Below are 24,819 nucleotides of genomic sequence, written 5' to 3'. Positions count from 1 at the left end.
GAAGAGAAGATTTTAGATTTTCATGGATTAGGAAATAACAAGGAAAGAGTTTTAGACAACTCGATTTTTTTCACTTTTTGATTGACTGTTAATTTACATTTGAAGTGCAAAAAAAGCGCCCCTGAGCAGGGCGCTTTTTTCGTTTGTATGATATGTGTTCTTAATCAAGATTTTCCCGGATGGCTTTGTTGATCTTTTGCAAGTCATCAAGGGTAAGTGTAAAGCTGCAGGCTTCTGCATTCTCGCGAGCTTGCTTATCGCTCTTCGCTCCCACCAAAACAGAAGTAACTCCCAACTGACTGAATGTCCAGTTAATTGCCACCTGTGCAACTGTCTTATTATGATCACGGGCTACGGATTTCAGCACTTTAATAACCTCTTGCACCTTCGACCACTCTGGTTCATGGTAATAGTCATAGAACTTATCCCGGAAATCACCTTCTTTAAACGCAGGAATCTGCTTAAACTTTCCGGTCAGCAAACCTCCGGCTAATGTTCCGTACGAAATAATTCCCAAACCATTTTCCTGGCAATACGATACAACGTTCTTCTCGATGCTTCGCTCGAGCATGGAATACTGAGGCTGCAAACTAACAAGCGGGGTAATTTTCCTTACCTCATCCATCTGCTCCGGAGTGAAATTGGAAACGCCCAGATATCGAAATTTGCCCGCTTTCTTGATTTTCTCAATCGCCTCCAGCGTTTCCTCAATCGGGGTGTTGGGATCGGGCCAGTGCAACTGATACAGGTCGATGTAGTCGGTATTCAGGCGACGGAGGGAATCATCAATCTCTTTCATCACCGATTCCGGCTTCAGGTTCTTGATGAAATCATCTTTGGTACGCACAATTCCGCACTTGGTCGCCACCACCACTTGATCGCGGTAGCCTTTAATAGCTTTTCCAACCACCTCCTCAGCATGGCCGGCTCCATATGCCGGAGCTGTATCAATCAGATTTATCCCGGCATCGATTCCGGCCCGAAGCGCATAAATCGATTCACTGTCATCTACATGGCCGAAAAAATCATTTCCCATCGCCCATGTTCCCAGCCCAACGGCAGTAACACTCAGGTCCGTGTTATGGATTCTTCGTATGAACATAATAACAATTTAATTTTAGTAGGTCCACTGCAAAATGCACACAAACAATGAATCAGCTTAATTTGCATGCGCTGCAACGTTTTATCTATTTTCAACTTAAGCTAAACACTCAACACATAACCGAAGTTAACGGTTCAGTCGAACAGGCAAAGAGGTCAGGCTTAAAGTCCCGACAAGAAGGACATCAGGTTGTTGGCAGCTTTCGTCAGACTCGAACAGACAACTAAAGATAAAAAGTCGTCCGTCTCATCCCCAAAAGAAATCCGGTTCAAATCCGGAAAAATGGTCTTGGGATGCATTATCTTTACGATGGCATAAAGTTAATTAACCTAAAGTCATTACAAAATCGTACCATCGGGTATTTTAAGTAGTAAAACCTGATGACATGACAGACCATCTTTACACCTGAACCAGAATGACTAAACACGATAACCCATGAAAAAACTGCTTCTTGCCCTATTCCTGCTGACCGGCACTTATGTTCCGGGGCATTCCCAGAACACATCAAGTGAAATCGTGCCTTGCCTGCCCGAATTAATGGAACGTTTTCCAAATGTCCGCGACATAGCCATATCACCCGATGGCTCCCAGATTTACTTTTCAGTTTCGTCCTTCCGGAAGGAATTTTACGCCATTGTCGTCATACAAAAAGATGGAGATGATTGGAGCGATCCCGAAGTTGCGCCGTTCTCGGGTCAGTATAACGATTTGGAGCCCGCCTTCTCACCTGATGGCTTGCGGCTCTTTTTTGCATCACAACGTCCGGTAAACGATACCATCAACCAGCCAAAAGACTGGGACATTTGGTACGTTGAGCGGAAAAGTCCGGATGCCAAATGGTCGGCACCAATCAATCCCGGAGCGCCACTCAACTCCGTTGGAAACGAGTTCTATCCTTCTGTAACCAACAATGGTGATGTATATTTCACGACCACGCCGAATAAAGACAGCAAAAAGGAAGACATTTTCGTTAGTCGGTACAGCAAAAAAGGATTTTCTCAACCGGTCGCTCTTCCATCCGAAATAAATACCGACGGATATGAATTCAACGCTTTCATTGCGCCCGATGAATCATACCTGATTTTTTCATCTTTCGGGCGAAAAGATGACAACGGAGGCGGCGATCTCTATATCGCTTTCCGCGGAAGCGACGGAAAATGGCAACCGGCGAAAAACATGGGGCCGGAGATTAACAGTGAACAGCTCGATTACTGCCCGTTTGTCGATGGCAATACACAAACCTTTTACTTTACCAGCGAAAGCAGCAATATCCGGAAATATTTCGACCGACCACAAACACTGGAAGCGCTTGAAGACGAGTTTTATCAATTCGAAAACGGTCTGAGCCGGATTTACCAAATGCCATTTTCAGCAGACGATTATCAAACAAAAACCGAGTAAAACGGTATAAATGGAAACCGCGGGACTTCTATTAAAATCCCGGCAGGAATGACGCTTAGAAATGAAAAACATCAAAGTTATTGCTTTCGACGGTGACGACACCCTTTGGGTAAATGAACCGTATTACCAGGAAACAGAAACACAATTCTGCAACTTACTAACGGCTTACCTTCCGGAAGAAGAGATTAAGAAAATCCTTTTCCAAACCGAAATGGCAAACCTCCCGCTTTACGGTTACGGAGCCAAAGGTTTTATGCTTTCGATGATGGAAACAGCGTTGAAAATATCGGAAAACCGTGTGGAACCATCTGTTTTGCAGCAAATCATTAGCTTAGGAAAAGCGTTGCTCGAAAAGCCCATTGACTTGCTCGACGGCGTTCAGTCGGTTCTTGCCGTTCTTCAAAACCGATACAAACTCGTATTGGCCACCAAAGGAGATTTGCTTGATCAGGAACGAAAACTGCTCAAATCCGGCTTAAACCCGTTTTTTCATCACATCGAGATTATGAGCAACAAAAAGGAAAGTGACTATGAAAAGCTGCTCCATCATCTCGATATTGCACCGGAAGAATTTCTCATGGTAGGCAATTCGCTGCCTTCCGATATCATTCCGGTAATAGAACTCGGTGGATTCGGCATCCACGTACCCTATCACACCACCTGGCAACACGAACAGGTCAATCAACATAACCTCGATAATTCACGCTACCGCGAAGTCAAAAAACTCAGTGAAATTCCCGAACTTTTGCTTCATGAAAAAAATTGATTTGAATAGCTGGAATCGGCGCGAACATTTCGCTTTCTTCAGCCAGTTTGACGAACCTTTCTTTAGTATCGTTGCTGAAGTTGATTGCACCGTAGCATACCGAAAAGCGAAGGAACAAGACATTCCTTTCTTTATTTGGTATCTCTATCAATCGCTTCTGGCAGCCAATCAGGTGGAACCTTTTCGCTATCGTATCATCGACAATGAAGTGGTTGTGCTTGACGAAATCCATGCATCCTCAACCGTCGCCCGCGAAGACCACACATTTGGTTTCACGTTCATGCCCTACCGGGAAGATATTAAGGCCTTTGTTGCAGAAGCCTTACCCGAAATCGAACGGGTTCAACAACTGGAAGGACTTTGCTTTGACGAAAAAACCAGTCGTACCGATGTCATTCATTACTCATCGATACCTTGGATCAACTTTACTGCATTAACGCATGCACGGCATAATGCCCGGAAGGATTCCGTTCCAAAAATTTCGTTCGGACAATACCAGGAAAAAGAAGGAAAACTCATGATGCCGGTTTCCGTCACAGTTCACCATGGATTGATGGACGGATACCATGTTGGGCTGTTTCTGACGAAGTTTCAGAAATTGCTTGAATCATAAACCAAACAGAATTCGTATCGAAAGATAGCACTGAACATATTTTTTATTTTTCGGTTTTAACCGGAAAGCATCATAGCTTGAGACTGAATGACAGAATGTAACCTAATAACGAATGACCATGCAAACCATTTTAGGAGCAGGCGGTGCCATTGGCATTGACCTCGCTAAAGAATTATTGGCATATACCGACAAAATCCGGTTGGTAAGCCGAAATCCTGTTAAGGTAAATGCCGGAGACGAACTCTTCCCGGCTGATTTGACGAACGCCGAAAGCATTGATGAGGCCGTGAAAGGCTCCGAAGTTGTTTACCTGGTGGTAGGATTTCCATACGACATCAAAGTGTGGCGTAAAGTATGGCCACAGGTAATGAACGACGTGATTGCCGCCTGTAAGAAACACAACGCCAAACTGGTTTTCTTCGACAATGTTTACATGTACGACCGCGATTCGTTGGGCTACATGACTGAAGAAACCTCTATTCGGCCAACCAGTAAAAAAGGCGAGATACGCCGCCAAATTGCACAGACGTTGCAGGAAGAAACGGCTTCCGGGGAACTCACCGCTCTCATTGCCCGCTCGGCCGATTTCCTTGGGTTAACCAACAGTGTTCCCGTAGAGATGGTCTATAAAAACCTGGCCAAAGGGAAAAAGGCTCAATGGCTTGCCAACGCCAACAAAGTGCATCAGTACACATTTGTTCCCGATGCAGCCAAAGCGACTGCGATGTTAGGAAACACTCCCGATGTATGGAACCAGGTCTGGCATTTGCCCACCGACCATTCCCGGTTAACCGGAAAAGACTGGATTACACTTTTTGCCAAAGCGATGAATGTGGAGCCAAAATTCACGGTCGTTCCCAACTGGATGTTGGGCATCATCGGCCTGTTCGTTCCCATCATGCGGGAGCTGAAAGAGATGAACTACCAAAACGATCGCGACTATGTTTTCGACAGTAGTAAGTTTGAAGAGCGCTTCGATTTTACGCCGACCCAACCCGAAGATGCCGTCAAATACGTGGTTGAAAAATTAAACGAGTCGGCAAGCTAAATTGTGTTACAGGTTATATTTATCTAAAACTATCGCGATGAATGGCGGTACCTACAGGGCACAACAACGCTTACTTGAAAAATTTCCTAAATTTGCTCAGCTAAAAATTAAAAACAAACACACATGATTTACCTGGCATCTGACCACGCGGGATACGAACTGAAAAATCAAATCGGTGAGTTCCTGAAAGAGATGAACCTTGATTTTGAAGATGTGGGTCCACACACCTATGACGCACAGGATGATTATCCTGATTTCATTATCCCCGCAGCCGAGAAAGTAGCTGAAAAGCCGTTGGAGAACAAAGCCATTGTACTGGGGGGGTCCGGTCAGGGCGAGGCTCTGGCTGCCAACAAAGTAAAAGGCGTGCGGGCAGCGCTTTATTACGGTGGACCGAAAGACATCATTACCCTGTCGCGCGTGCACAACAATGCCAACGTACTTTCGCTGGGTGCCCGCTTCCTGACCATGGACGAGATTAAAGAAGTCATCAAGCTCTGGCTGGCGACCGATTTTACCGAAGAAGAGCGTCATGCCCGTCGTTTGGAAAAAATACTTGCCTACGAGATGAAGAAATAAGTCGGTTCAAAAATATTTGGATATAGGCTAAAGAAGGCTTCCTGTTAACGGGAAGTTTTTTTTTTCAGCAGGAAGGCGCAAAGTCATCCGGGAATAGGACAAAAGCAGTGTGCGTTTCGCAAAAAAAGAATGTAACCAAAGCATCGTTCAAGCGGGGAGCGATACCGGGTCGTTCCGACCTCATAACGGTCAAGAAAGTAGCAGAGACAACGCACCGCACGAACACCGCAATGCAATTTACAATTTGTTGGCGGGGCGTTTTTTCTTTCTTGTTGAATTATTAATAGAGTCTACTAATTATTTAGACCTATTGATTTAACCAACTTGCCGAAAATGGTGTAACTACTATTCGTAGTGGTGGTTCTGCGAGGAGCTCAAGTATTTCGTCCCGAAGTTGGTCTGCAAGGTCGCTTTCCTCATATTTAACTTTAGCTTCTTCACTCTCAAAAAATTCAAATGTCCATAAAGTATCTGGTTCGTTTTCCACCAGACAGTGAACCCAATTACCTCCTTCATTTGCTATTCTCATTCCATCTGTGGCAAGTTTCCGTAACAATTTGCCCTTTCCTGGTTTTGCAACCATTTTCATCACATAACCTGGTTGTCTTTTAGTCGCTGTTTCCTTTTTTTGATTTTCTAATAACATAATCTTGTTATTTGCAATTAAACGCGGCAAAATTACTTTTGAGGAAAAGTCGATAATAGTATAAATCGGTCGTTCTTATGTTTGAATAATTCTTTCGGTACAACACCCGAAAATTTTTTTATCTGCTTGATGAAATGATTTTGGTCGGCAAAATCAAGTTCAGGAAAAAGTTTTCCTTTTGCAATATGTTCTAATGAAGCTCTAAATCGTAAGATATTACAATACTCCTTTAATGAAAGTCCGAATTGTTGATTGAAATAACGATTGATTTGTCTGCTACTCCAAAATACTTTTTCTGAAAGTTCATGCACAGTTAGTTCTCCTTTAGAAGCATAGATAAGCTGAGAAAGCTTTTGTTTTCTGCTGTCAATTTCTTTGGGTAATAGCTTTTTTATTTTGTGAGATACTTTGTTACAAAATAGTTCAAAATCATTCAAGTCATTCACATTTAAATTCCAAAAATCATTTGGCAAATCTTTTCCTTTGTCTAATAATTCTGCAACGGAAGAACTTAAGATAAATTCCGTGGCAAGTATTTTGAAACTAATCGCAAAAATTAAACTTCTCCGGGGAATAATAGCTTGGATCGGTTTCGTACCAATCCCTAAAAGGGAAATGCCAAAAGGTTCTGAAGTTGATTTTGATAAAAACAAATCAATTCGTCCGTCTGGTAGTGCAATGGCTTTTTTATCACAATCAGATAGATTCTCTAAATACCAAAAGCTTTCAACATAGTCAGCAATTGATTTGTCAGGTTTTTTTAGCTTATAATCCAAGCCATTGCTCATCATTTTCTCTATTTGTAGTTGAGCCATTCAAAATGACCGCCAAACGTTGGCAACAGTATTTATTTGTTTTTAATAAATACATCAATTGCTTGTGCTACAAACTCAGGATTTTCTTCTGGACCAAAATGGGCACTATCAGGAATAGACTTTCCTATTATATTATTTATTCCACTTTCCTTAAATCCTTGAATATAAGTAGCTATATCTCCATAATCCTCAGCGCCCTTAAGATATAATATGGGAGTGTTTACAGGATGGTTTTGAGCATTCTCTTTCTCATCAGAAAAAAATGTTCTGTACCAACCTAATCCTGTTTTAAGGCTATGTTTAGAATTATATGCATCGATATATGCGTTTTTATTTTCCTGGTTTATAGCTGTTTTATTGTAAGATATTGCGTTATAGAAATATTCAAACAATATCGAATGTTTTCCTTCAATAAGTGATTCTGGTAGTTCTGGAACAGAATAAAACGCAAAATGCCATATATAAGGATTCCTTTTAACATCTTCCCATGGATTAACTCCTGGTATTGCTGTGCAAATTATGACAGCTTTTGAAAGAAAATCTGAGAAATGTTTTACAAATGGATAAGTTATCATTCCTCCGACATCGTGTCCAACTAAAACTATATTTTTCAAATCAAGGGTAAGCAAAAGATTTTTAACAAAATCTGCAATTGATAATTTATCATATTTATCAATTGGTGCAGAAGAGCCAATCCCAGGAAGGTCTATCGCCAAAACATAGTAGTCATCCTTTAATAAGGTCATCACTTTTTCATATTCTTTCCAGTTCTCAGGATATCCATGTAAGAAAAGAATTGGTTGCTTTTCTTTATTCCCAGCTTCTATTACATGAGTTAGAATGTCATTCACATTTACTTCTCGGTGATTAAATAATTGTTGTTCCATCTTTCGTTTTTTTCTAAAACTAAACTTTCAAACTGACAACCCTATGTCATCAGTGATTTACAATATTGCTACCAACGGTCACTTGTAAGTTGTCGTTGCGGATTTCGAAGAGCGTTCCTGTCCGAAGGACACGGAACTGCAAAACAAGAATCCAGCGTACGACACCGCACGAACCCCGCAATGCAATTTACAATTTGTTGTGTATAGTACTTATTCTAATCTGTCATTTTTTCTAAACTCTCTAATCAGCTTTAATGCCATACTCTTTTCCAGAAAACGAAAAATTTTCGTTGCAAAATAGTAGTTCTTAAACGCTGTTGGAAATATGATGATTTCTTTATTCTTCAAAACATCTTTTAAGACTTTTTCTGCAGCCAAATCGGGTGATATTCCTTTATCGATAAATTCAATCGCACGCTTCTTTGCATTTTCGTTTGAATTAATATGCTCCATTTTGTCGGCGATGTTTGTCTTAATTGCTCCAGGGCAAACAGTGGTAACCTTTACATTAAAATCCATAGCTTCTAAAGCTAGTGCTTTAGAAAAGGTAACAGCACCGTGTTTTGAAACTGCGTAAGGAGTGCTTAGAGCAGTATATTCCAGCAGTCCAGAAATAGAAGTTATATTAATAATGTGTCCCTGTTTATAAGCACTCATAATTTTAAATACTTTCGAAGAGCAATTTATAATACCCAAAAGGTTCACATCAATTACTTTTTTCCAATGACGTATTTTTAAGTCTCTTATTTCTCCACCAATTGTAATGCCCGCATTATTAAAGAAGTAATCAATTTTTCCATAATTTGAATTGATGCTGTCAATAACTTCTGACACTTGCTGTTCATCCGTAACATCCATTTGAAAGGCTATAGAATCACTTTCCTTAATTTGGGATTTAATGAATGTTGTAGTATTTTTTGCTAAATTAAAATCTTTGTCTGTACAAATAACTGTAGCTCCGTATTTGGCTAAAGCAATACAGATTTCTCGACCCAGTCCATCTCCACCTCCCGTTACTATCGCATTTTTCCCTTTGTAATTTGAATTGTTCATAGTTTTAGATTTGTCTGTTTAGTATTATACACAACGTTTAGTATAAGAATTGTAGCCGACTGCGTGGCACTTTCCTGTCAAGTTACAAGAAAATTGAAGCGGGCTAAAACCCTTGAATTTACTACTGTCTCGGCTATTATTTTTATACATTGTTAGCGGTTGGTGTTTTATTATTCTCATTGAATTAGATAGAATCGTAAGGAGATGGATGTTTGCTTTTTTTCAAAATATTTAATATTCGTATTCTATTATAACGTTGAAGAAAAATAGGATATATATTAATATATAGGTTCATAGCTGGTAAAAAAGTCACGTCCATTACAGTCAACCTTAAATTACTATCAAATAAAAACCTAAATGCAATAAATAAAAAGGCCCCAATAATATGTCTCCACTCGTAATTTCTTGTTTTTCGTTCATAGCGATATAATTCTTCATACCTGTTGGAGTCTTCCAGGTTAATCTGTTTGATTTTTCTCTTACGCCTTACTATATCTCCTGTTGTTGGCAAATACTTTTTATAAATTTTAATTCCTATCAGATCATAGATCGTTTTGTCACGATAATATTCAAATTTCTTTGGTCTGAAATATTTAATAAAAATTGAATTCATATTTATATTTTTTTTCACCTACCGCTAACGGATTGGTATATGAAACGTTTGGCATTTCGAAGCACATTCCTGTCAAGTTACAAGTACGTTTGATACGAGCTGAAACGCTCAATATCCCACTGACTGCCAAATATTTTATATGCAATGTTGCCAATAGTTTTTATTTGTCAATTTTAAAAGTCAAACTTGGTGTTTTATATAGATTTGACTTTACAATCCTTTTTTTGAATCCCACAAGCTTTAGTTTCTCTTTCTCCTGTTTGAAATTATCATATTTCATCCTTGGGTCAAATACGATGTCATCAAATAAGTCATACGGGTCAATATCAAATTTATATAAGTCACCATTTGTTTTCCCATTTGAATTATAAATCAGTCTTACTTCGTTTTCATGTTTAAAAGGAGTCCTTTTAAATAGAAGAGTTTGTGCATGACCAGCTCCAGTGGAATCTAATAACCAAGAACTCATTGTATTTGAATCTGTCAATAAATTTTTTAATCCTTTTGTTGTATAATATTGTACTTTTCCTACAAAACAATGTAAATCTCGAAATTTGTCTTGTTGGTCATATAATGCTTTTAATAGTTTTCGAGGTGTTGTCGTTACTCTAACTCCGTCCTTATTTGGAGAATAAATCCGCCAAATCGCATCACTTTCTCGTGTGTAAGTCCAACATTGGGCATAAAAATTATTTCTAAAATCTATTGTAAAGTATCGCCCGTCTTTCAACTCCCCGGTTGAATTCATTATGAAGTTTTCAAATGGGTCATCCCATAATTTAGGGCGAACAAGAGTCAGTTTCTTTTCATCAAATATTTCGTGAAGTCTGTTGACAGAGAATACCCGATAAATTGGTCTATCTTTCATTTTCTCTGTCATATTTAGGAAGTTTCTTATCATTGGAAGTCTGTTTTTAAATTATTGGCAACTAGTTTATATGTCTACTAAAACTACCATATATTTCCCGTACGGGAGTGTTATGTGTACCTTTTGTATTTCATATTTCCGGTTCAGGTTGACAACGGCTACTCGTTCGATTCACGTGTTGTTGGTTCATTTGGTCTCTCAAGGTAAAAAAACTCCCCGGAATTCATTTTCAACTTCTTCAGTGAGTCCTGTTTTTGGAACTCCAAAATTTCCGTTCGCATACCAGATCGATACGTTCACCATAAAAAATCGACCGTTCATCAAAAAGATCGGGCCGTTCGTCAAAAAAATTGGGTAGGCTAAAATTTTCAAATTATATTCAATTCACGGTTTTAGGCAGACAGATTTATCAGCAAAAATTTAGTGGGGAATGAAACGAGAGATGGAGAAACCGTCACCGCGTTCATTGACCAAATCAGCTTGTTATACTCACACACTGCAGAACAATTCGCTGTGGCTGCCGATGGCATGTTAGCACATTAACTGAGGAATCTGGCTTCAGCCAGGCTATTCGTCTGCGTTAAACGGAGCATCTGGCTCCAGCTAGCCTGTCCGTCCGAATTTTTTGGTGTGTCTGGCGCGAGCCAGCCTGTTCATCAAAATTAATCGGAGTACCTGTCGCCGGCCAGCCTCTTCGTTTAAGATTTTCGGACTATCTGGCGCGGGCCAGGCTGTTCATTTGCGTCACGCGATGTAGCTGGCTCCAGCCAGGTTGTTTATCTGGATTAAACAAAGCGTCTGGCCTCAGCCAGGGAATTCATTTGAATCACACGGGGCGTCTGGGTAGCGCCATGCAGTTCAAAGCGGTCTGGCAGGGTACACCGGAAGCTGATAGCTGTTACCGCCATACCAAATGAAGACTAATTAACAAACCACTAATAAAATCAATACTTATGGAAAGACCAGCATTTTATCAACTCACCCAGGATGATGTTTATACATTTACCGATCGCTTTTTAGCCTTGCAGAAAAATGCCACTTCTGAAACATTGAATTTATCACTCATTATTAGTCCGCTGGATAGTATCTTTCAACGGTATGAATTAGTTCTCCGTAAGGAGCGAAAGAGTGAATATACCGCGAAGTTAGCTGCAGCCGACGAGGTGCGCGACCGCGCCTACCTGGCGTTGCGCCATTACCTGGTGGCCTGCTCGTATGCCAGTTTGGAGGGGTATACTGCTGCCGCCGATACCCTACTGAGCATTTTCAAACGGCTGGGCTGGTCGATGCACAGTTTAGGATACCAGAACGAATCGTCGCGGATGGGAAACCTGATTGCCGAACTGCAGACGGACGAAAACGCCGCTCTGCTGAACACGGTTCAGGCAACGGCCTGGCTGGAGCGTATGATGACGGCAGCCGATGCTTTTGAGGCAATGTTCCAGCAGAAACTGACCGCGGAGGCCGCCGATGATACCACTTCGGCGTACCGATTGCGGAAGGATCTGCAACAACAAATCGAAATGAACTTGTCGTGGATGGAAGTGCAGCAACAGTTCAACAAATCGGACGAACTGGCCACCCTCATTAAGCAAGTAAACGAGTTAACAGCAAATACCATGACCACCGCCCGGGCCAACAGCACCCGGAAGTCGTCGGCGGAAGAAGAATAATTGTTTTATTGGTTATCATTTTTGTTACTCATACTTGTAGTTACATTTTTGGTTCAGTCGCCGGGCAAATGTCCGGCGGCTTTTTTTATTCTACCCTGTCGGTGGTTGGATACCCCGACAGGAGTTTGGTTTGGAGCTGATGCGGGTCGCGAAGGATGAGGGTGTCCGAAAAGTTTCACTGCAAAATTTAAAACTTACAAATTGTAAGCGGCGTTCTGTTTTACCCCTCCAAACCTCCCCTAAAGGGGCGGCTTAAAGTCCCCTTTAGGGGATTTAGGGGTGAAATTCTGGTGGAGACTTTCAATTTGATAGTTTTGAAAATGTTTGATGTACTTTTTGTACGGCCTGAAAGGCCAGGTTACTTCAGCCCGGTGGCAACGCCCCGGGAAAACGTGATGCAATATAGAGGCGCGGTCGCGTGACAGTAATGATTGAAAAGAGGATATTGTTTCGACCGCCATGGTGCGGAGCATTTCAAAAGAGATAAATTTCATGTTAACCTGCCCTTACTGGGCGACGGTCATTTCGTGGGCTAATATCCCAAGGCGGTGCCATTGGGCTGAATTAAACGGTCCCTTCGCAATGAATATCATGATCTGCAAAAGTCGCGTGAAGGACAATATGATGGTAGAAACGGGGTACACCGGAACATCAGGAAACAATCGGGCAACCTGATTCGTTGAGAAAATAAAAAGCCGTATGAACTGGGAAGAGATAAACAATCAACTGGAGAAAGAATTTACTTTCACCAATTTTGTGGAAGCCATCGATTTTGTGAACCGCGTGAAAGAACCGGCCGAAGCAATGCAACACCATCCCGATATTTTGATTCACAGTTACAAGAAGGTCAAGATCATGCTCACCACACACAGCGAAGGACATGTTACCTTAAAAGACCACGAACTGGCTGGAAAGATAGATAAGCTGGCCTAAACTTGGAAACCGTTTAAATCTCTCTGAAGAAAAGTTGTGATGACTCAGTTTTCTCCATTTTTTGTTTTGCTCCGACCAAAACGGGAGCCAAAAATGAAGAAAACCGGAGCTTTTTCACTTCGGAATAACACCCTGAATCATTTTAAACAGTTTCTTAAGGCTTGATGACCTTTCGTAAAACGCCCGGCAAGCTAAACAGATCGTAATCGTTGTTGTAGATGATGTACTTGTTAACCCAGCGGGGCGAAAACTTATCCTTAAAGCTTTTCAAGCCCTTGTAGTGGGCAAACGAGCGAAGTTTTTCGTACGCAAAGCGGATAGACTTCTCGGGGAAATTACGCCCGGCATCGATGCCGGCCATTGGGGCAAATCCCATATTTACGGCCTTAAATCCCTCCTTTTTCAGGAAGAAGAACATTTCCACCATCAGGAACTCGATGGTGCCGTTGGGCGCGTCCTTGGTCTTCCGAATTAAATCGTAGGTGGCCTCACCTTCCGCATAATCGGGCATGATGTTGGCAAAAGCAATCACTTTTTCCTCCGGGCTTTCGATGGTCAGAATGGTCTGCTGTTTCAATTCATCAAAATCGAAAAAGCCCTGCGAGAAAACCATTTCGCCATAACCCCTGTCGTCAAGCCAATCGTTCGACACGGCATGAATTTTCTGCAATGTACCGTCCATCACCGGAGGACGATGCACTTTGAACGTATACCCGGCATCGCGCAGTTTGTTATTCGAGTTCCGAAGCGACTTTTTCTCCTTTCCATCGGTATTAAAGGTCTCCATCTCCAGGATGGCCTCCTGCCCAAAATTCAGCGATTTCAGTTCGAGCGATTCGTACACCGGCAAACTCTCTTCCGGCACCCGGTAATAAAGGCTCTTCATTCCGTTGCCTTTACAAAACCGTTCGAACGCCAGGATGATAACCGCCATATCCTCATCGTTGGCACAAACCGGATTTTCCAGCACCATGGCATAATTGCCGGCCACCCGATAGGACACAAATCCATCAGCCCCTTCCGGGAAGAACAAAAGTTTGTCGGCGTAGGTCTTGAAATAATCAAGCGGCGACCGGCCATATTTCTGTACCAGCTTTTTCGCTTTCTCCATCTCCGATTCATCAATTTCCACCTCTATCACGTAAGGACGGATGAGGGAATAGATTAGAAAGGCCATGGACAGAAAACCGGAAATATTGATGGAACGCAGAAAAGCTCTTGCATAAGCATCGGTCGGATGCAGAATATCGCTGCGATATAGAAAAAAGTTTTCGATGGTATATCTTACCGACTGCGAGAAACTGAAGTCGATATTAAACCGGGTTTTGTCGAGGAAATAGAAGCCCACTACTCCGTAAATAATCACTGCCAGCATGGTCAAAAGCGAAGCCGCCAACCCAATTCGGCCCAACCGGGCGCTGTTCTGGACATAGTACTGTTTGCGGGTAATCACCAGGGCAATCAACAAAAAGACAGAAAGCGTTGCCTCTTCGTAATCGATGGCTTTGAACAGGTTTCCCAGGATGGAAACCACGACCAGCCCCATAGCCATATACCAGGCCGTTTTCGAGCCCTTTAACAGGAAAGCGGAAACCACCAGCAGCATCAAACCCACGGCAAAAACCGCATCGTTGGAAATATGAATAGCCGACAACGGCAGAAAATCGCGCAGTAACAACACCCGGCTATGAATGGCCGGCGTCAAAGCTGAAACAATGTTGACAATTCCGACAGCAAACGTCAGAAATACCGGCAGCACACGCAATATCAGGTTATTCCTGACAAAGAGAAAACTGAACGCCCCGGCCAGCAACATCAGCCAGAACTCGAAAAAGCGGTACAGGAAAGTGGCCGCAACAGCATCGGTCAGTGAATAGCCATAGCGCACGAGGATGAAACTCAGCGAAAGCTCAATGGCCCCCAAGCCGCGTAAAAACGGCGAGGCAATGAGAAACAGCACCGATATGATGTAGCCCATCACCGCAGCTTCTATCGAAATGGGCAATCCCAGCGCCCACATCGCGATAAGCAGATGAGCAATACCGATAAATTCGATGACTACCGAGACGATAACTGTGGCCAGAAAGCCTTTCCGGTTAACGGCCACTGCCAGTATTTCGTTGATCTGAGCCTCGAATGACGGACTCAGTTTGACAATCCACTGATACAGTTTCCCTCTCCTGACAATGGAGCGGAAAGCCCAGACAAATAAAAGAATCAATAAGATGGAACCACCCAGGGCGTACACCTCGTCGGATGAGACGGTATGTTGAACGGCTGAAATGAGAATAGCCGGAACCGCCACGATTACCACCGACAGAATTCCCACGAAAGCATAAATGGAAGAGGCAAAGTGAATCTGCGATTTGGTTACCTGCTGCTCTTCGATGTCGCGGGTGAAGAAAGCCAGCGAGGAAATTCCGCCTGCCGGCAAAAAGACGCTCACGAAATTGCGTTTCAGGAATAAAATCATGGCGCTACGCAAGGTGATGCGTTGGTTTACACTTCGAAAGCTAAAGAAGTACATGAGTCCTTGTACCACTATATAGATGGCAGCCAGGACAACACCCGCCAGCACCTTTAGCCGGGAGGCGTTTTCCAATGTTTCACGAATCTGAACCAATTCCGACCGCTCATGCTTCACAAAGTAAATGGCCAGGCCAATAAACAGAAAAGCCAAAATGGCCTGAAAGACAATACGGCGGTTTTCGCGTATTAAAGTGATGGTCATTTGCGGTAATTCGCGCCGCCAGCGAGCACTCTTCAAATTTATCTGCATCAGTGATTGTGATTATACCACGGTAAACAAAGTTAACAAAATGAAGTTTCAACTTTGCGACTTTTTATGAACGGAAATATTTTGCAAATGGAAACGCTCTTTCTGTTAAATCTCCCATCGTATCTCTAAAAGAATACGTTTTGACCTGACGAAAACAAAAAATCGCTCCAGGCTCCCTCCGTTCAATTTAGCGATTCAACGATACAGCAGTAATTCTTTATTTCGATACGATTTGTTTGGGTTCATTGTTTTCGCAATCGGTAATTTCTTTCACCTGACAGGCGGCGCATCCTTCCGAACTGTCGTTGGGATCCATTGAGCAGGAATGAGCCTCAAATGTTGCTTTCGGATCGAAAAGCATTTTCACTCCCAACGCCAGCATCACGATGGCGACCAGTACAATTGATATGAGAAATATTTTTAGAAACATGGCTTCTGATTTTAGTGATTCAACTTTTCAGTGATTTACCTACCGGTGAAGCATAGTTACCAATGCCAACCGTTTTGTTCTTGATGGAGTATCAATTTCATCGTAGCCTCCTTTCACTTTATCCTCAAAGTTAAGGCCACCCAATGGTTTAGCTGTTACACAATCCGTGATATGATTTATATATTCTACAGATTATCCTCTATTTTATATTTTATTAACAAAGAACCTTGTCATCAGGGAAATGCCGGCTCATCATTTCTCTTCACAGAAATTGAGTTTTATGAATTATCTGCTAACTTTAATGGCAAATCATAGAAACAATAACCATGAATGATATAAAAGCCGTTGAAATATTTGCCGGAACCAGTTGGGAAGCCGGTCTGGTGAAAAGTCTGCTGGAAAATGCGGAGATCGAGGTATTTGTTCAGGATGAAATACAGGGAAACTTAGTGCCCTGGTACACGAGCCCCGGAGGGACAAGTTCGATCCGGTTGGTGGTTTCCAGCGAATATGAGGAAAAAGCCCGCGAAGTAGTGAACCAGTACATGACCGATATAGCCCGCCGCTAGTTGTAAATGGAAAAGTCGAACGATAACTTTTTTGTCCGGAGAAAACGGGCCTTTGGCCATGCCGGGCGGGGATTACGTCTCCTTGCAGCGAACGAAGTTCATTTCCGGATACATCTGTTTGCCTTCGTTTTGGTCATGTTAGCCGGTTGGTGGGTTGGCCTTTCTACCACCGAATGGCTCATCATCGTCATTGTGAGCGGACTGGTTTTTTCGGCCGAAGCATTTAACAGCGTAATGGAACGTCTTTGCGATTTCGTATCGCCGGAATATCATGCGCGGATAAAAGACATCAAAGATATGTCGGCGGCAGCGGTTACGTTGGCGGCCATTACGGCCTTTGTCGCCGGATTGATCATCTTCATTCCCAAAATTATTTTCCCACTGTTTTCGTAATTGAAAAATAGATGAAGATTGAACACATTGCCATCTGGACGCTCCATCTGGAGGAGATGAAAGCGTTCTATGAAAAATATTTCTCGGCAAAAGCCGGAAAACAATACCACAATTCGGCCAAACAGTTTACCTCGTATTTTCTTTCGTATGACGAAGGTCCGCGAATGGAACTAATGTACCGCCCGGGAATGAGTCAATCCTCCGGCAGTACCGACCTGACCGGAATTACGCATCTGGCTTTTTCGGTAGGCAACCGGGCAACCGTCGATCAACTCACCGAAAGACTGCGCCGCGATGGTTACGTGATTGCCGGCGAGCCGCGGGTAACCGGTGACGGATACTACGAAAGTGTCATTCTAGACCCCGATGGAAACCATATCGAAATTACCGAGTAGTCTGAAAACAGGATATTTATATCTTTATTTTTTGTGCTTTGATTGATTTGCAGTGACGAATCGTGTAATTTTACTTAGCAGGCACCAATCTATTTTCCAAACCAGGTTGTCTGACAATGCCGTACTGAACAATAAACACCGTTCCTGTGAAGACATCGATTTATAACAACCTGAATAATCCCGAAAAGTTGGAAGAACTTTATCAGACCGAGCCCAAACGGTTCGAGCAGGCCTTCCGGGAGCTTTACCCCTACATTGCAGAAAAGCCGGGTACTAAATTTTGGATGGTCCGTTTGGATTTCAAAAAGACGGAAACACCAGCTGAGCGCGAACAGAACCGAAAAAGCATTTGGCTATTAATTCTTTGCTCTGTTTTCGCCATTTTTCTGATAAAACTTCCCGACATCGCCGGACGGAAAACAGAAGACTACTATTCCGCCAACGCAGCGTTTATTGTTTTCGCCGCCATGACCATCTACATTTTTTTCGACCGAAAAATATGGAGCAAGAGTCGGTTTGGACAGGTTGCTGCTTTGTTGATTGTGCCGGTCATTTACATTAATCTTTTTCCGGGCAATTTCAGTACAGACATCAGAAATTTAACCTACATCCATTTTCCGGTACTTCTTTGGGGAATTTTTGGCTGGGTTTACATCAATTTCTACCGGAGGGATTATTCGCGTCGCGCTGATTTTATCCGGGCCAACGGAGATATCATTATTCTCACCGGATTAATTCTGATTGCAGGTGGCATCATGACCGGTTTAACCATGGGCCTCTTCAACGTCATCCACCTCGATATCGAAAAGTTTTACCTGCAAAATATTGTTCCGGCTGGCCTTGTTTCTGCTCCGCTTGTCAGTTTGTGGGTCATCCGGCACTATCCGAACATCACGAATCGACTGGCCCCAATCATTGCCCGGATTTTCACGCCGCTGGTTTTTCTGTCGCTGCTCGCCTATCTCATTGCGATTCCCTGGGCAGGAACAAATCTATTCAGCGACCGGGAATTTCTGCTGCTTTTTAATCTGATGCTGCTGGCTGTTGCGGCCATCATCGCTTTCTCGCTATCCGAAACGAAACAGCAACCAAGTCGTTTTAATCTGTTCATGTTGTTCGGGCTAACCATTATGGCCGGCCTTGCCAATCTGCTGGCACTAGCCGCCATTACATACCGCATTGGTGAATTTGGTATTACGCCCAACCGTTTTTCGGTTATCGCTATCAATTTGCTGCTTTTCGTTCATCTGATATTTATCGGGCGACGGTTGGGACAAGTAATATTTCAGGATAGGGAAACCCGGATTGTTGAGAAAGCCATTACAGCCTATATTCCGGTTTACCTGATATGGGCTGCCATTGTTATATTCTTCTTCCCGATTATTTTCTGTTCGTATTAAAATTCCAGCGTCAATTGAACCGGAGTTCCTTCTCCCGGAAGGGTCAGATTGGATAGCGTTAATCCCAGGAGGCGCACACCTTTCTGAGCTGCTTCGTAATACGGCAACAGATCAACGCCGGTACGGTAAAGTTGTTCCATTCCAATAACATTTCCACTAAATGTATGACTTCGGGTAATCTGTTCGAAATCGGCATATTTCACCTTGAGTGTTATCGTCTTTCCCATGGCCTGCTTTTTCTTCACCCGGTTCCAGACAATTTCGGCAATGATTTCCAATTCGTGCTTCAACTCCTGCGCATCATAAAGATCCTGAGAAAATGTACGCTCCCCACCAATCGATTTCCGCTCCCGGTTTGGATTTACCGGCCGGTTATCAATGCCACGGGCGATATCGTAGTAATAACTTCCGGCCTTACCAAAAGAACGAATGAGCTCAGTGCGTTCCAGTTTTTTCAGGTCACGCCCAAAATGAATACCCATTTCATGAAAACGGCTAGCCGTTACTTTACCTACGCCAAAAAATTTATCAATCTCCAGTTTCTCTACAAATGCTTCGGCCTCTTCCGGCGGAATGACAAAGATGCCATCCGGTTTACGGTAGTCAGACGCAATTTTCGCCAAAAACTTGTTACAGGAAACCCCCGCTGATGCGGTCAGGTTAACTTCGTCCTTTATCCGTTGCTTGATTTCGCGGGCAATTAGGGTTGCCGATGGTTTTCCCTTTTTATGAAAAGTAACATCCAGGAAAGCCTCGTCGAGCGAAAGCGGCTCGACCAGATCGGTATATTCGTGAAAAATGGACTGAATTTGTTCTGATACCTGGCGATATGCGTCAAATCGCGGTTTGATGAAGATAAGCCCGGGACATTTTCGGGAGGCGGTAACAGAGGGCATGGCCGACCGGACACCAAACTTACGCGCTTCGTAACTGGCAGCAGCCACTACACCACGCTGCCGGCTTCCACCCACAGCCACAGGTTTCCCCCGCAATTCGGGATTATCGCGTTGCTCTACTGATGCATAGAATGCGTCCATGTCGATATGGATAATTTTCCTGACCGGTTCCATAACAGGATTTCCTTCGTACAAATGTAACAGGGAAATCCGAAATGTAGCTTCCCCTGTTATCTCAGACTTTTAAAACCGGCATTTTTATTGGCATTGCAAACAGCAAGCACTACTTTTGTCAGCCTTTTAAATTCTGAAAACGATGCACCATTTAGCCAACAATATTAAATACCTCAGGGGAAGAAGAACCATGTCGCAACGCCAGCTGGCGGCAAAGGCAGAACTCAGCGTTTCCACCATCCGAGCCATTGAGAAAGGGACTTCCCTACCCCGCGTCAACAATCTGCGAAAGCTGGCTGAAGTCTTCAATTATTCGCTGGATGAGTTATTAGATACCGATTTGGAAAGTCAGGCGGGAAGCATTCCCGAAAATCTGAACGGCTCAAGAATAAGGGTTCTGCCCATTATGGTGAATGAAGAAAATCAACGTGAGAAGGTTTCGCTGGTTCCCGTCAAAGCAGTTGCCGGTTACGTTCGCGGTCATTCCGACACGACATTTATCGCCGGACTTTCACACTTTGCCATGCCGTTTCCCGAACTATCGGCTGAGCGTACCTACCGGGTTTTCCAGATTGAAGGAGAAAGTATGCTTCCGGTACTACCCGGATCATACATCATTTGTGAATATTTGCAGGATTGGACGCTCATTCGTCCGGGAGCACTTTATGTGGTAGCTACCCGTGACGACGGCATTGTATTCAAAAGACTTTATAAAGGGGATAAAGAGCATCTGCTCGAATTCCATTCCGATAATCCGGAATTCGAGCCTTACTCATTGGAGCTAAGTAATATTCTTGAAATCTGGCCAGCCCGCGGATATGTCAGCTTTCAATTTCCGGAGTTACCGGAAAACAAGTAAGCTATTTCTTTTGGGATGAATTGCCTGGTTTGCGTCCTTTGCCACCGGAACGATTTCCGCCACCTTTTCCGCCTTTGCGAAAGGGTTTTCCGTTCCCCCGGCCTCTGCCTCTGAACTCTTTCGGGTTATAAACCGGCGATTCGCCCAATTCGGGAGGCACTGGAATTTTGGTCACTTCCCGCTCAATCAGATCTTCAATCTTCTTGAAATCGTGCTGATCCTTCTCGGTAATGAAGGTGATGGCAACACCGGAACGTTGAGCCCGTGCCGTACGACCAATCCGGTGCACATAATCTTCCGCATCGTTAGGCACATCAAAGTTCAGCACTAAGTCAATGCCTTCGATATCAATACCGCGTGATAAAATATCGGTAGCGACCATTATCTGCGTCTTCCTGTTACGGAAGTTGCGCAGAACTTCCTCCCGCTCGCCCTGCTCCAAATCAGAACTGATACCATCGGCACGGAATTTCATCTTTTTCAGCTCCCGGACAATCTGTGTTACATTGGCCTTACGGGAAGTAAAAATGAGGATACTCTCGAAATCATCCTTATCCTTTAACAGATCACTTACCAACGGTAACTTCTGATTTTCGTAAGTCATGTACGCCACCTGCAGAATATTTTCAGCCGGCTTGGAAATAGCAATATTTACCTCATGAGGCTCTCTTAGTATGCTGTTGGCCAGTTTGCGGATTTTGGGCGGCATAGTAGCCGAAAAAAGCAGCGTTTGCCGTTCGACCGGCAATTCACGTACAATGCGCATAATGTCTTCAAAAAAGCCCATATCCAGCATCCGGTCGGCCTCATCTAAAATGAGGTGACGAACCGTGGAGAAATCGCCGTAACGCAAATTCATGTGCGCCAGCAATCGGCCCGGTGTAGCCACAATAATGTCAGCACCTTTCCGCAGTGCCACCCGCTGCCGCTCAAAAGCATTGGCCTCGCCGCCACCGTAGACGGCAATAGACGAAACAGGGCAGAAATAAGAAAAACCTTCGATCTGCTGATCGATTTGCAATACCAGCTCCCGTGTTGGGGCAATAATAAGTGTATCGATTCCTTTACTACCTCCGCGTGCAACGCGGTTGAGCACCGGAAGCAGATAGGCAGCTGTTTTTCCGGTACCCGTCTGGGCACAGGCTATCAGGTCTTCTTCCTGAAAAATAACCGGCATGGCTAACTCCTGCACGGGCGTGCATTCCTCAAATCCCATGGATTCGAGTCCATCCATTACTTCCGGTTCAAAATCAAATTCGGTGAATTTCAATGTTATTTGGTTTACTGTTTTTACTTCTATAAACTGAGTTTGGCATCTTCTCCCGGCCCTTCTTACCGGATGTTTTCATTTTCCTGCTAAGCTATAAACTATTCGACATAAAGCACTAATCCTTTCAAATATTCTCCTTCCGGATGATAAATATCGATGGGATGATCAGCCGGTTGTGTCAGTTGGTGCAGGATGCGGACCTTCCGCTGAGCAATGGCAGCACCTGAAAAAACAGCCTGCCGGAATTGATCTTTGCTAACTGCCTGTGAACAGGAAAAAGTGAATACTATTCCGCCGGGACGAATCTGTGAAAAAGCCCGCGCATTAAGTTTTTTGTATCCCTGCAAAGCTTGTCGCACCACACGCTGATGTTTGGCAAAAGCCGGTGGATCAAGGACAATCAAATCGTATTTGTCCTTTATTTCGCGCATAAAATCAAACGCATCAGCGGTAAAGGCCTCATGGCGTTGATCGCCCGGAAAGTTCAATTCCACATTCCGATTCGTCAGTTCAATCGCTTTCGCCGAAGCATCGACTGAATGAACCATGCGTGCTCCTCCATTCATGGCATAAAACGAGAAACCGCCGGAATAACAAAACATATTCAACACATCGCGGTCTTTCGCATAATCGGCCAGCAGTTTGCGATTTTCCCGCTGATCGACGAAGAATCCGGTCTTCTGTCCGGTTTCCCAGTCCACTTCAAACTTATTCCCATACTCCATCACTTCATGCGTGGTGGATTCGCCCCACAGATAACCATCTTCCGGTTCCACATCCGCTTTAAACGGAAGCGTTTTCGCGCTTTTATCGTAAATCGTCGAAACCCTCTCTCCCAGAACATTCCGGATGGCTTCCGCAATCAATGACCGATTGAGCCACATTCCCACCGAATGAGCCTGGTAAACAACGGTTCCATTGTAATAATCGACAATGAGTCCCGGCATACCATCACCTTCGCCGTGAATTAGCCTGAATACATTGGTATCTTGCCGTTCAGCCAGCCCAATATCTTGTCGCAGCTTCCAGGCCGACGCAATTTTCTCTGTCCAGAAAGCCAAATCGGGAACTTCTTCCTCAAAAGAGAAAACCCGCACCATGATGGAACCAATCTGGTAATGTCCAAATCCCAGAAAACGGCGTTCGTGATTGTAAACAGCCACCACATCGCCTTCCTCTACCGGACCTTTTATTTTTTGAATAGCACCCGAAAAAATCCAGGGATGAAACCTCAGCAGTGATTCATCCTTCCCTTTTTTCAGAATGACTTTTGAAAAACCTTGCATCTATTTGTTTGATTATTAATTAACGATACCGGGAATGAATAAGGTATCGTCCTGTCGGGATCAAATTGCCATCTGACCTTCCATTTCGAGCAGCCGAACATATATTTCGTACGAAACCCAGGCATCCGTAGCTGCATAAATTTGCTGCGGGGGAGTTAAAACCGGGGCTTCCCAGTTAGTCAGGCGTTGAGATTTGGAAATACGGAATCCCAGCACAATTCCGGCCAGTTTCTTCAGGCTGAAATTTTCGATTCCGAAATCCTTCACATATTCCTGCAATTCGACAAATCCTCCCGGACGGAAATGATTGACATTCTTCAAAATCTTAATGTCATCGCGAATTGCTGCGCCACTTTTCACAATTTTCGGATCAGCCAAAATACGAAGCAGACTTTCCGGCAAACCGATTTTATTGATTCGGAACAAAAATGCTCTATTGGCAGTAGAAAGCTGAAGAAGAGCAACCGGATTGGTTTGCCCTTTTTTGAAAGAAGGACGCGTTTCGGTATCGAAACCAAGAATTAACTGCCGTTCCAGATAGCGAACCGCTTCGTCTACCTGTTCCAGTGTCTCGACAAGCTGAATATCACCCTCGAAATGATTCAATGGCAATTCGTTCAGTTCATCTTTCGAAATACACTTATGTAAAACAGTTGTTTCCTCCTTCATAACAATAAAATCTTCCTATTCCCCTCTGAAATTCTTGAATTGTTGTTTCAAAATCCAGTCGGGACTATCAATTTGTTCCTCTTCTTTAGTCTGCACGGAATCTTTCGTCTTCGCATCTTCCGACAAATCCACATCGCCAAAAGTCAAATTGTGCAATGCCCGAAGACCGTTTACCAATCGTTGTCCCCAATAATCGGCAAAGTTACTCCGACACTCCAACAAAGCATCATTCATGACCTCGACAGTACCAATGCGATACGACAGAATGAAATCCTTCAAATCCTGGTAAATATCGGCCATATTCTCCGCCAGACTTCCTTCAACAGGATCTTCGCTGTATTGCATCGCCGGATCGAAAACTTCCAGGTAAGCATCGTGCTCCCCCAGTTTGGCTTGCAGTTTGCGATGCAGATAATTATAATCTTCCTCCGAAACAAACTTCTCCGGCTCATCCTCCAGCATATCTTCCACTTCCGGAAGCAGCGACGCTTTCAGATACAACAATGGAAAAATCTTCTGCATTTTGTGCACAAAATCCTTCCGGTTGAGTTCATCTATAATCTCCAGTGTAGCACAGTACTCGTTGGCTACAGTCACAAACTCGATAACGTTTACTGAATAGACAATATGTGAAGTATCTTCTTCCATTAACCGATGACAGATTATTTTTCTAAATCAGGCACAAAGGTAATATAAAAAAGC

At 43.5% G+C, this 24,819-nt stretch carries 26 protein-coding genes; 12 read left to right on the top strand and 14 right to left on the bottom strand.

The features are described 5' to 3' along the window. Positions 1–160 precede the first annotated feature (160 nt). Complete coding sequence (locus T426_RS0104390; protein ID WP_027585333.1) at positions 161–1,102, bottom strand: aldo/keto reductase; 942 nt, start codon at positions 1,100–1,102, stop codon at positions 161–163. Between the two features lie 435 nt (positions 1,103–1,537). Between T426_RS0104390 and T426_RS0104380 the strand changes: the two genes are divergently transcribed. The 5 genes from T426_RS0104380 to T426_RS0104355 all read left to right on the top strand — a co-directional run bounded on the left by T426_RS0104380 (position 1,538) and on the right by T426_RS0104355 (position 5,509). After that, positions 1,538–2,503, top strand: a complete 966-nt coding sequence (locus T426_RS0104380) for a TolB family protein (protein ID WP_025864273.1) — start codon at positions 1,538–1,540, stop codon at positions 2,501–2,503. A 61-nt stretch (positions 2,504–2,564) separates the two neighbouring features. Next, positions 2,565–3,269 (top strand): HAD family hydrolase, encoded by a 705-nt coding sequence (locus tag T426_RS0104375; protein WP_025864272.1) that lies wholly within the window; start codon positions 2,565–2,567, stop codon positions 3,267–3,269. Continuing rightward, a complete protein-coding gene (locus T426_RS0104370) occupies positions 3,256–3,882 on the top strand; it encodes a chloramphenicol acetyltransferase (protein ID WP_025864271.1) in 627 nt (208 codons plus the stop codon). The genes T426_RS0104375 and T426_RS0104370 overlap by 14 nt, the downstream gene beginning before the upstream one ends. A 118-nt stretch (positions 3,883–4,000) precedes the next feature. Then, positions 4,001–4,930, top strand: a complete 930-nt coding sequence (locus T426_RS0104365) for an NAD-dependent epimerase/dehydratase family protein (RefSeq protein WP_025864270.1) — start codon at positions 4,001–4,003, stop codon at positions 4,928–4,930. A 123-nt stretch (positions 4,931–5,053) separates the two neighbouring features. After that, positions 5,054–5,509: an RpiB/LacA/LacB family sugar-phosphate isomerase gene (locus T426_RS0104355; protein ID WP_025864269.1), complete on the top strand. Its 456-nt coding sequence runs from the start codon at positions 5,054–5,056 to the stop codon at positions 5,507–5,509. Positions 5,510–5,816: 307 nt separating this feature from the next. Here T426_RS0104355 and T426_RS25985 read toward each other — a convergent pair whose 3' ends face one another. The 6 genes from T426_RS25985 to T426_RS0104320 all read right to left on the bottom strand — a co-directional run bounded on the left by T426_RS25985 (position 5,817) and on the right by T426_RS0104320 (position 10,403). Continuing rightward, positions 5,817–6,155: a putative quinol monooxygenase gene (locus T426_RS25985; protein ID WP_025864268.1), complete on the bottom strand. Its 339-nt coding sequence runs from the start codon at positions 6,153–6,155 to the stop codon at positions 5,817–5,819. A gap of 32 nt (positions 6,156–6,187) precedes the next feature. Beyond that, entirely contained in the window at positions 6,188–6,970 is a 783-nt protein-coding gene (locus T426_RS0104340) for a helix-turn-helix domain-containing protein (protein WP_211253553.1), read from the bottom strand. Between the two features lie 32 nt (positions 6,971–7,002). Beyond that, a complete protein-coding gene (locus T426_RS22705) occupies positions 7,003–7,857 on the bottom strand; it encodes an alpha/beta fold hydrolase (protein WP_025864266.1) in 855 nt (284 codons plus the stop codon). A gap of 210 nt (positions 7,858–8,067) precedes the next feature. Next, a complete protein-coding gene (locus tag T426_RS0104330) occupies positions 8,068–8,910 on the bottom strand; it encodes an SDR family oxidoreductase (RefSeq protein ID WP_025864265.1) in 843 nt (280 codons plus the stop codon). Between the two features lie 184 nt (positions 8,911–9,094). After that, the gene (locus T426_RS0104325; RefSeq protein WP_027585331.1) at positions 9,095–9,523 is read right to left on the bottom strand and encodes a glycosyl-4,4'-diaponeurosporenoate acyltransferase CrtO family protein; all 429 of its coding nucleotides are present in this window, start codon (positions 9,521–9,523) and stop codon (positions 9,095–9,097) included. Positions 9,524–9,683: 160 nt separating this feature from the next. Continuing rightward, a complete protein-coding gene (locus T426_RS0104320; protein ID WP_051568934.1) occupies positions 9,684–10,403 on the bottom strand; it encodes a DUF2971 domain-containing protein in 720 nt (239 codons plus the stop codon). Between the two features lie 941 nt (positions 10,404–11,344). Here T426_RS0104320 and T426_RS0104310 point away from each other — a divergent pair. Next, positions 11,345–12,064, top strand: coding sequence for a DUF6261 family protein (locus T426_RS0104310; protein WP_025864262.1), 720 nt, complete (start codon positions 11,345–11,347; stop codon positions 12,062–12,064). Between the two features lie 699 nt (positions 12,065–12,763). After that, positions 12,764–12,997, top strand: a complete 234-nt coding sequence (locus T426_RS0104305) for a 4a-hydroxytetrahydrobiopterin dehydratase (RefSeq protein WP_025864261.1) — start codon at positions 12,764–12,766, stop codon at positions 12,995–12,997. A 154-nt stretch (positions 12,998–13,151) separates the two neighbouring features. Here the strand turns inward: T426_RS0104305 and T426_RS0104295 are convergent, their stop codons facing one another. Together T426_RS0104295 and T426_RS0104290 are read right to left on the bottom strand one after the other, a co-directional pair. Continuing rightward, positions 13,152–15,776 (bottom strand): phosphatidylglycerol lysyltransferase domain-containing protein, encoded by a 2,625-nt coding sequence (locus tag T426_RS0104295; protein WP_025864260.1) that lies wholly within the window; start codon positions 15,774–15,776, stop codon positions 13,152–13,154. A 217-nt stretch (positions 15,777–15,993) separates the two neighbouring features. After that, positions 15,994–16,206 carry a hypothetical protein gene (locus T426_RS0104290; protein ID WP_027585327.1) on the bottom strand — a complete coding sequence of 71 codons (213 nt, stop codon included), beginning with the start codon at positions 16,204–16,206 and terminating at the stop codon, positions 15,994–15,996. Between the two features lie 326 nt (positions 16,207–16,532). On the opposite strand from T426_RS0104290, the gene T426_RS0104285 reads away from it, so the two are divergent. The 4 genes from T426_RS0104285 (at position 16,533) to T426_RS0104270 (ending at position 18,963) form a co-directional block, all read left to right on the top strand. Further along, positions 16,533–16,775: a DUF2007-related protein gene (locus tag T426_RS0104285; protein ID WP_025864259.1), complete on the top strand. Its 243-nt coding sequence runs from the start codon at positions 16,533–16,535 to the stop codon at positions 16,773–16,775. Between the two features lie 6 nt (positions 16,776–16,781). Continuing rightward, entirely contained in the window at positions 16,782–17,168 is a 387-nt protein-coding gene (locus T426_RS0104280; RefSeq protein ID WP_025864258.1) for a diacylglycerol kinase family protein, read from the top strand. A gap of 11 nt (positions 17,169–17,179) precedes the next feature. Beyond that, a complete protein-coding gene (locus tag T426_RS0104275; RefSeq protein WP_025864257.1) occupies positions 17,180–17,563 on the top strand; it encodes a VOC family protein in 384 nt (127 codons plus the stop codon). A gap of 146 nt (positions 17,564–17,709) precedes the next feature. Beyond that, positions 17,710–18,963 (top strand): hypothetical protein, encoded by a 1,254-nt coding sequence (locus T426_RS0104270; protein WP_025864256.1) that lies wholly within the window; start codon positions 17,710–17,712, stop codon positions 18,961–18,963. Here the strand turns inward: T426_RS0104270 and dinB are convergent. After that, positions 18,960–20,033, bottom strand: coding sequence for a DNA polymerase IV (gene dinB, locus T426_RS0104265; RefSeq protein WP_027585326.1), 1,074 nt, complete (start codon positions 20,031–20,033; stop codon positions 18,960–18,962). The two genes, T426_RS0104270 and dinB, sit on opposite strands and share 4 nt — an antisense overlap. Positions 20,034–20,175: 142 nt before the next feature. On the opposite strand from dinB, the gene T426_RS22700 reads away from it, so the two are divergent. Beyond that, positions 20,176–20,892 (top strand): XRE family transcriptional regulator, encoded by a 717-nt coding sequence (locus T426_RS22700; RefSeq protein WP_025864255.1) that lies wholly within the window; start codon positions 20,176–20,178, stop codon positions 20,890–20,892. Position 20,893: 1 nt separating this feature from the next. Here T426_RS22700 and T426_RS0104255 read toward each other — a convergent pair whose 3' ends face one another. The 4 genes from T426_RS0104255 to T426_RS22695 form a co-directional block, all read right to left on the bottom strand. Further along, positions 20,894–22,162 (bottom strand): DEAD/DEAH box helicase, encoded by a 1,269-nt coding sequence (locus T426_RS0104255; protein WP_025864254.1) that lies wholly within the window; start codon positions 22,160–22,162, stop codon positions 20,894–20,896. Between the two features lie 98 nt (positions 22,163–22,260). Next, entirely contained in the window at positions 22,261–23,448 is a 1,188-nt protein-coding gene (locus tag T426_RS0104250) for a class I SAM-dependent rRNA methyltransferase (RefSeq protein WP_025864253.1), read from the bottom strand. A gap of 60 nt (positions 23,449–23,508) precedes the next feature. Beyond that, positions 23,509–24,117, bottom strand: a complete 609-nt coding sequence (locus T426_RS0104245; protein ID WP_025864252.1) for a 3'-5' exonuclease — start codon at positions 24,115–24,117, stop codon at positions 23,509–23,511. Between the two features lie 15 nt (positions 24,118–24,132). Next, a complete protein-coding gene (locus T426_RS22695; protein ID WP_025864251.1) occupies positions 24,133–24,765 on the bottom strand; it encodes a DUF5063 domain-containing protein in 633 nt (210 codons plus the stop codon). Positions 24,766–24,819: the final 54 nt, after the last annotated feature.

The organism is Prolixibacter bellariivorans ATCC BAA-1284, assembly GCF_000621705.1.
Classification (GTDB): Bacteria; Bacteroidota; Bacteroidia; order Bacteroidales; family Prolixibacteraceae; genus Prolixibacter; species Prolixibacter bellariivorans.
The sequence above is the reverse complement of the archived record's forward strand: the minus strand, read 5'-3'. Positions and strand labels throughout refer to the sequence as shown.

Bases quoted from the DNA above. Each gene is read 5' to 3' on its own strand.
- T426_RS0104390 (WP_027585333.1), bottom strand. From the start codon at position 1,102: ATGTTCATACGAAGAATCCATAACACGGACCTGAGTGTTACTGCCGTT.
- T426_RS0104380 (WP_025864273.1), top strand. From the start codon at position 1,538: ATGAAAAAACTGCTTCTTGCCCTATTCCTGCTGACCGGCACTTATGTT.
- T426_RS0104375 (WP_025864272.1), top strand. From the start codon at position 2,565: ATGAAAAACATCAAAGTTATTGCTTTCGACGGTGACGACACCCTTTGG.
- T426_RS0104370 (WP_025864271.1), top strand. From the start codon at position 3,256: ATGAAAAAAATTGATTTGAATAGCTGGAATCGGCGCGAACATTTCGCT.
- T426_RS0104365 (WP_025864270.1), top strand. From the start codon at position 4,001: ATGCAAACCATTTTAGGAGCAGGCGGTGCCATTGGCATTGACCTCGCT.
- T426_RS0104355 (WP_025864269.1), top strand. From the start codon at position 5,054: ATGATTTACCTGGCATCTGACCACGCGGGATACGAACTGAAAAATCAA.
- T426_RS25985 (WP_025864268.1), bottom strand. From the start codon at position 6,155: ATGTTATTAGAAAATCAAAAAAAGGAAACAGCGACTAAAAGACAACCA.
- T426_RS0104340 (WP_211253553.1), bottom strand. From the start codon at position 6,970: ATGGCTCAACTACAAATAGAGAAAATGATGAGCAATGGCTTGGATTAT.
- T426_RS22705 (WP_025864266.1), bottom strand. From the start codon at position 7,857: ATGGAACAACAATTATTTAATCACCGAGAAGTAAATGTGAATGACATT.
- T426_RS0104330 (WP_025864265.1), bottom strand. From the start codon at position 8,910: ATGAACAATTCAAATTACAAAGGGAAAAATGCGATAGTAACGGGAGGT.
- T426_RS0104325 (WP_027585331.1), bottom strand. From the start codon at position 9,523: ATGAATTCAATTTTTATTAAATATTTCAGACCAAAGAAATTTGAATAT.
- T426_RS0104320 (WP_051568934.1), bottom strand. From the start codon at position 10,403: ATGACAGAGAAAATGAAAGATAGACCAATTTATCGGGTATTCTCTGTC.
- T426_RS0104310 (WP_025864262.1), top strand. From the start codon at position 11,345: ATGGAAAGACCAGCATTTTATCAACTCACCCAGGATGATGTTTATACA.
- T426_RS0104305 (WP_025864261.1), top strand. From the start codon at position 12,764: ATGAACTGGGAAGAGATAAACAATCAACTGGAGAAAGAATTTACTTTC.
- T426_RS0104295 (WP_025864260.1), bottom strand. From the start codon at position 15,776: ATGCAGATAAATTTGAAGAGTGCTCGCTGGCGGCGCGAATTACCGCAA.
- T426_RS0104290 (WP_027585327.1), bottom strand. From the start codon at position 16,206: ATGTTTCTAAAAATATTTCTCATATCAATTGTACTGGTCGCCATCGTG.
- T426_RS0104285 (WP_025864259.1), top strand. From the start codon at position 16,533: ATGAATGATATAAAAGCCGTTGAAATATTTGCCGGAACCAGTTGGGAA.
- T426_RS0104280 (WP_025864258.1), top strand. From the start codon at position 16,782: ATGGAAAAGTCGAACGATAACTTTTTTGTCCGGAGAAAACGGGCCTTT.
- T426_RS0104275 (WP_025864257.1), top strand. From the start codon at position 17,180: ATGAAGATTGAACACATTGCCATCTGGACGCTCCATCTGGAGGAGATG.
- dinB (WP_027585326.1), bottom strand. From the start codon at position 20,033: ATGGAACCGGTCAGGAAAATTATCCATATCGACATGGACGCATTCTAT.
- T426_RS22700 (WP_025864255.1), top strand. From the start codon at position 20,176: ATGCACCATTTAGCCAACAATATTAAATACCTCAGGGGAAGAAGAACC.
- T426_RS0104250 (WP_025864253.1), bottom strand. From the start codon at position 23,448: ATGCAAGGTTTTTCAAAAGTCATTCTGAAAAAAGGGAAGGATGAATCA.
- T426_RS0104245 (WP_025864252.1), bottom strand. From the start codon at position 24,117: ATGAAGGAGGAAACAACTGTTTTACATAAGTGTATTTCGAAAGATGAA.
- T426_RS22695 (WP_025864251.1), bottom strand. From the start codon at position 24,765: ATGGAAGAAGATACTTCACATATTGTCTATTCAGTAAACGTTATCGAG.